This is a genomic window from Rhodococcus sp. (in: high G+C Gram-positive bacteria), assembly GCF_049286785.1.
GTDB lineage: Bacteria > Actinomycetota > Actinomycetes > Mycobacteriales > Mycobacteriaceae > Rhodococcus_F.
The window spans coordinates 1-6,138 of record NZ_JBAQEO010000836.1; the positions used below are offsets into that span (position 1 = coordinate 1).

Annotated in this window: 4 protein-coding genes and 1 pseudogene; all 5 read left to right on the plus strand. The window is 64.8% G+C overall.

Annotation, left to right across the window (positions count from 1 at the left end):
- Positions 1-1,071: pseudogene (locus tag WAW17_RS29980) on the plus strand (ATP-binding protein); the annotation flags it as partial.
- Positions 1,068-1,373, plus strand: coding sequence for a hypothetical protein (locus WAW17_RS29985; protein WP_422336487.1), 306 nt, complete (start codon positions 1,068-1,070; stop codon positions 1,371-1,373). The pseudogene WAW17_RS29980 and the gene WAW17_RS29985, both read left to right, overlap by 4 nt.
- Complete coding sequence (locus WAW17_RS29990; RefSeq protein WP_422336488.1) at positions 1,373-3,022, plus strand: peptidoglycan DD-metalloendopeptidase family protein; 1,650 nt, start codon at positions 1,373-1,375, stop codon at positions 3,020-3,022. Before WAW17_RS29985 ends, WAW17_RS29990 begins: the two co-directional genes overlap by 1 nt.
- Positions 3,023-3,435: 413 nt before the next feature.
- On the plus strand, positions 3,436-3,987 hold the full coding sequence (locus WAW17_RS29995) for a hypothetical protein (RefSeq protein ID WP_422336489.1): 552 nt from the start codon (positions 3,436-3,438) through the stop codon (positions 3,985-3,987).
- 10 nt (positions 3,988-3,997) lie between these two features.
- Positions 3,998-6,043 (plus strand): type IV secretory system conjugative DNA transfer family protein, encoded by a 2,046-nt coding sequence (locus WAW17_RS30000; RefSeq protein WP_422336490.1) that lies wholly within the window; start codon positions 3,998-4,000, stop codon positions 6,041-6,043.
- Positions 6,044-6,138 lie beyond the last annotated feature (95 nt).

Consider the following 6,138-nt stretch of genomic DNA (forward strand, 5'->3'; position numbering starts at 1 on the left):
CACGCTCGGCAGGAGAACATCACCGCCGCGCTGTGCGAGATCGTGCGCGGCAAGCGCCTCGAGGACTTCGAGCAGACGTTGCTCGCGTCCGCGATCCGCCTGCTCTACACCCCGGCAGCGCAGGGGGGTGGGGGGTTCACCGCCGCGAGCCCCGCGATCCTCGACGATCTGATCGAGCTGTTGACCTCCAACCATCAGGAGCTCAAGGACGACACGGTCGCCGAGACCGACGAGGAGTACCGGGCCGCGATTCAGGGGTTGCGTCGAACACTGCGTTCGATGGTCAAGGGCCGATTCGGGGAGGTGTTCAACGGGCAGTCGACCGTCCGCCTCAACGTCAAGGCACTCTCGATGTGCTTGGACATGTCCAGCGTCCCGCAGGACGACAAGATGATGCGCTCCGCTGTCCTGCTCGCCGGGTGGAACGAGGCGTTCGCGACGATCGAAGCCGCTCACGTCCTCGCCGACGCCGGCCTGGGACCGAACCTGGCATTCCACGTCCTGATGGACGAGCTGTGGCAGGTTCTGCAGCTCGGCCCGATGATGACCGAGCGCATCGACGCGCTGCTGCGTCTGCAGCGCGTCTTCGGTGTGGCGCTCACGTTCGTGACCCACTCGATCGAGGAGCTGGAGAAGGCCGATGCTCTGGGCCTGATCGAACGGTGCCGCGCCCGCATCATCGGCCCGGTACCGACGGCGGAGATCGAGCGCCTCGAGAAAGTCATCCAGTTCTCGCAGATCGAGAAGGCGATGCTCACCAACTGGTCCGATGCCGCGGATCTCAACTCCCCGATCGATCAGAAGACATCGCGGCGGCGCCAGGCTGCGGAGAAGGTCCGCCTCGCGGCGGAGAAGGCGGGACTTGTATCGGTGTCGAAGACGTCGACGGTGGTCGAGCCGGTCGCCGCTGGTACAGGGCACTTCCTCCTCAAGTTGGGTGAGTCGAAACGGCCCGGGGCACCGTTCAAGGTGTGGGTTCCCCCGGCCGAACGTGCGTCGGGCATCCACAAGACCGACGAACGGTTGGACGCAGCCACCAAGGATCGTGACAATACTGAGTTCGCCGCATGACGAACGTGCGCCGGCGCTACCGGATCGTCGACGAGGAGACCAAAGCCGCTGCGGTAGCCACGGCCGTCAAGTGCATCGAGGCAGGAACCTCGTTCACCGCCGCGTGCAGTGCTGTGGCCGAACAGCTCGACGTCTCCGAGACGGCGGTACGCGGTTGGGTCAACGCGTCAGGGTTGCGCCCCCAACCGTCATGGGAGGTCGTGCACCGCCTGCAACTCCGGCTCGATGCCGCCACTGAACTCACCCGCCGCCTGGCAGCTGGGCGTAGCGGCCCCGGCCAGGAGCCGGGGCTGGCCGAGTAGTGGAGTCGAAGAGCAGCTCACTGCTGATCGGGCTGGTCGCCCTGGTCCTCGGTATCCCGATGACACTGATCATCCTCCTGGCCGTAATGTTCCAGGACGAGGAAGAACCAGCCGCCACAGACTGCCTGGGAGGCACCGGCACGTCAGCGACGACCGGCGGCGACATGATCGCCCCGGCGGGCTCGTTCATCAAACCGGTCGACCCGGCCCTGGTGACGTTCACTTCCCCATTCGGTGAACGCTGGGGTGCCCCGCACAAGGGCATCGACCTGGCCGGTCCGATCGGTACCCCGATCTACGCGGCCGCCGACGGCAAGGTCGCCAACGCAGGCGAGGCCCGCGGCTTCGGGCAGTGGGTTGTTCTCGACCACGTAATCAACGGTCAACTGTTCTCGACCGTCTACGGCCACGTCGACACCTATCTGGTCGAGGCCGGCCAGCAGGTTCGAGCAGGCCAGCAGATCGCCACCATCGGCAACCGGGGAGAGTCGACCGGCCCGCACCTGCACTTCGAGACGTGGCCGCATGGGCACGTCGGCGGTGCTGCGGTGGACCCGAAACCGCAGTACGACGCCTCCCCGGCGCCCGGAGAGGCCAGGGACTCGACCGCCCGCCCGAAACCGCCCGACCCTGCCCCTTCGGCAGGTGGTGGTGCGGATCTGGCGCAGGCATTGCCGACGTCGGCGGGTTCCGAGCAGAACATGCAGATCCATGCCAAACGCTTGATCCGGGCCCTGCACCTGAGGTTCGGTGATCGGCTCGAGAATTTGGGCGGGTGGCGGGCCGACGGTGGCGGCTTCAACGACCACCCGAGCGGGCAGGCCGTCGACGTGATGATCCCGGACTACAACTCCGGGACCGGTGTCGCGACGGGCGATGAGGTCCTGAACTACGTCATGGCGAACGCCGAGTTCTTCCACGTCGACTACGCGATCTGGCGGCAGACGTACTACCCGGCAGGCGGCACTCCGAACAAGATGGAGGACCGGGGCAGCGACAACGAGAACCACTTCAACCACGTCCACATCACCGTCCACGGAGGCGGCTTCGACGAAACCACGGTGCGGTGGGGTTCCCTCCCCGGCGGGAGCGGGCAGGCGACGAAAATGGCCACCGACTGCACCATCTCCGGTGAAGGCCTGGGCGACAGGCTCGCTGCCGGATCGGTACCCGCGGAGTTCACGCCATGGATCGAAAAGGCGGGGGCAATCTGCCCACAGATCAAGCCGTCCCTCCTCGCGGCACAGCTCGACGCCGAGAACGGTTTCCGATACGGGGCGAACGCCCCGGTCTCGCAGACCGGTGCCGGTGGCCCCGCACAGTTCATGCCAGGAACATGGGCCACCTACGGCAAGGACTACGACGGCGACGGCCGCGTGGACATCAACAGCATCGGTGATGCGGTCATGGCGCAGGGCACCTACATGTGCACCATCGCGAAGACGATCGACGGCTGGATCGCCAACGGGTCCGTCAAGGCCCCGAACGGCCGCACCGAGCTGTACCTCGCCGGCTACAACGCGGGTGAAGGCGCAGTACTGAGCTCCGGTGGCTTTCCGGCCGGGTCGACCGACTACATCGTCCAGACCCGCCCGTACGCCGACAAGATCATCACCAGCGAAGCGCAGTACCGCGCCATCAACAAATAGCCGAACGGCCGGTCTATCTACATAGAGACCTCTTAACGTAGAATCGCGATGTGATGCAGCATTCACGCTCCGCGTACTTCGCCTGAACGGCCCACTCCTCGCCCACGAGAAAGGAAATCCCCGATGAAACGCTTGGCCCTGCTAGCGGTGGTGATGTGCATCGGCGGCCTGGCAGCCCTTCGCTACGGCTGGAGCGTGCGGTCATCGGACCCGTACCTCGGAGCTTGGTGCGTTCCCTTCCCGAAGGGTTCCGGTCACCTCTACTGCAACGGAATCCCGCACTGGCAACTCTTTGTCGGCTTAGGGGCCGGATTCATCGTCATGGCACTACTTCATCTGGCGCTCTTGGTCCTGGAACTAGTTGGCCGGCAACACGACTCCTCGCCTGCAGTTCCGAACGGAGGAAAGGGCGTATGACCATGCTCTTCTCGACGAAACTGCTGATCGCGGGAGTGTTGTCCACCACGATGGTGTTGGCCGGTTGTGGCTCGTCCGGCAACGACGACGAGCCCTCGGGCAGTGACGATCACGTGCACATCGACCCCCTGGATCCGGCGCACCTCGACGCGGACGGCACGGCCGTGACGGCGATGCAGGCGATCCTCTCGTGGCAGCCTGCCGTGGACGAGAGCAAGTCCGATGCGTTGCGCCGCGCTCGCCCCTGGCTGGGTGGGGATCTGGCGGCCACCGTCGACAACGACAACGGCGCAGCGACTGGTCTTCGGCCTGATCGGGAGTGGCTGGCGTGGCAGCAGGCCGGTGACGCACTGACCGCCTCCTGCACAAAAGCCGACAGCACCCCGGCGGCGCCGGAGGGAATGCGGACCGTCGTCATCGACGTCAGCTGCCGGCAGACCGTGCTGCACACCGCCGGATCGAGCACCCCTCTCACCGCACAGACCTGGCGCACCACCGTCACCCACACCGACGACGGCTGGCGTCTGACCGACTTCCGCTACCAGTAAGGAAACGACCATGTCGCAGATGCGTCGAGACCGTCCCCCCGTGAGCGGGAACAAAGAGTTGGTGATCCTCAAGGCACTCGGGGTAGCGATCCCGGCCTCCTTCCTGCCGGTATTCGCCTACAACCTCGGGGGCGGGCAGGAAACACTGTGGCACCCGCTGGGCCTGATGATCGATCTCAGCAAGGGGAATCGCGCCTGGCCAGGTGCTGCGACCACGGTCCTCATCGCAGAGATTTTCGTTCTCGCCGCACTAGCGGCCGGCGGGTACTGGCTGCTCAAGAAGTCGGGGCGACTGCAGAAGATTCAGGAGAACCGCGCAGAGAAGCGGATCGACAAGTACGCCGGATCCATGACCGATCCCAGAGACGTCGAGCAAACCGACCCGAAGGCACTCGCCGAAGAGACGCGGCGGATTGCGCCGGCGATCAGTGAAACCCATCCCGGCCACGGCGGCATCGTCATGGGCACCACCGTCGAGTGGAACCGTGAAGTACGGATGACGTGGGAATGGGTATGCATCGCCATCGCCGGTTCCCGGATGGGTAAGTCAGCGACCCTGGCGATTCCGGCGATGTGCTACGCCCCTGGATTCGCCCTCGGAACGTCCAACAAGGACGACATCTACACCCACACCCTCTACCTGCGTAAACAGATGGGGCGTGTCTGGCTTTTCGACCTGGAAGGCGTGACCACCGGCAATCGACGCGAACGTGCGAGTTTCTGGTTCAACCCGCTGCGCCGCGTCGATGACCTACCGTCGGCGCGAGTGGTGTGCGACTACTTCATCTCCGCCGGTACAGACACCGACGCGAGAGCCGACGCGTATTTCGACGGCGCTGCCCGTGATCTGTTCGGTTCCTACCTCCTCGCCGCGGCACTCGCCGGTGGCGACCTCCGGCACGTCGTGGACTGGCTCCGTGAAACGCAGTCCCAGATCCCGGTGAAGGTTCTTGCCCAGAACGGGTACGCCGATCTCGCGAACACGATGCAGAGCAAACAGAGCGTCAACGCCAAACAGCGTGACGGCTTCTACGACATGGCTCGCCGGCACCTCGCCCCTTTGGACGAGCCCCGCTACGAAGAGGCGATCCTGCCGAACACCCGAATCACGATCGGGACGGACAGCGAGGGGCGGGTCCTCATCACCGAAGGCCGTGAAGTCCACGACCTGCCCGAACTTGATATCGACCAGGTTGTACGCAGCACCGACACCGTCTACGCCATGAGCAAGAAAGGAGCCGGATCAGCCTCCGCCCTCACCACCGCCCTGGTCGGCGCCATCGGCGACGCGTTACAGGAATACGGCGCACAGCAGAGCGGGGGCCGGGTGCCGATCCCCGCGGTGATGGTTCTCGACGAAGCCGCGAATATCTGTAAACTGCAACAACTCCCCGAGTGGTACAGCCACTTCGGTAGCCGCGGAATCATCCTCATCACCATTCTGCAGTCGCCGTCACAGGCGAAAAAGGTATGGGGAGAGACCAACTTCGACGCCATGGTCGACGCCTGCAATCTGCTCTGGTACGGCGGCAATGTCGATGACGCCAAGTTCCTCGCATCCCTGTCCGACGCGATCGGTGACCACTACGTCGAAACCGAAAACCGCAGCCGCAGCGGCGGCATTCTGGGCGGCGGGCAGACGACTATCAGCACGTCGTGGCAGAAGGAGAAGATCCTCACCGTCGACGACCTCAAGGCCCTGCCGAAAACGCGGGCGATCGTCACGATGGGTGGCAGTAAGCCGCTGCTGGTCCGCAAGCACTTCTGGGGAAATGCACCGTTCGCCGCTGACATCAAACGATCCGTCGCCGAGTGCAAGGCCGACACCGACCGCGTCGAGCAGAAGGCGCTGCCGGTCGGGTACTCCGATCGGGCGACCGCGGAGGAGGTGACCGGACCTATCGCGCGCATCGTTGACACAGCTGCGAAGGAACCGATCGAACTTCCCGTTCAGCGGATCGACGAACCTCCGGTCGCTGCCGTCGCCGCAGCAGCACCGGATCGGAGCATCGACGACATCTTCGAGTCGGAATTCTTCGGAGAAGGGACGCACTGATGGTCAATCTCGCAGCCACCGAGGACGACTGGCAGAGCAATGACGAGACCGGGTACGAGAACCCGTTCGACTTCGATCCGAACGCCGTCGACGAA

Coding starts and splice junctions, on each gene's coding strand:
- WAW17_RS29985 (WP_422336487.1), top strand. CDS start 1,068: ATGACGAACGTGCGCCGGCGCTACCGGATCGTCGACGAGGAGACCAAA.
- WAW17_RS29995 (WP_422336489.1), top strand. CDS start 3,436: ATGACCATGCTCTTCTCGACGAAACTGCTGATCGCGGGAGTGTTGTCC.
- WAW17_RS30000 (WP_422336490.1), top strand. CDS start 3,998: ATGTCGCAGATGCGTCGAGACCGTCCCCCCGTGAGCGGGAACAAAGAG.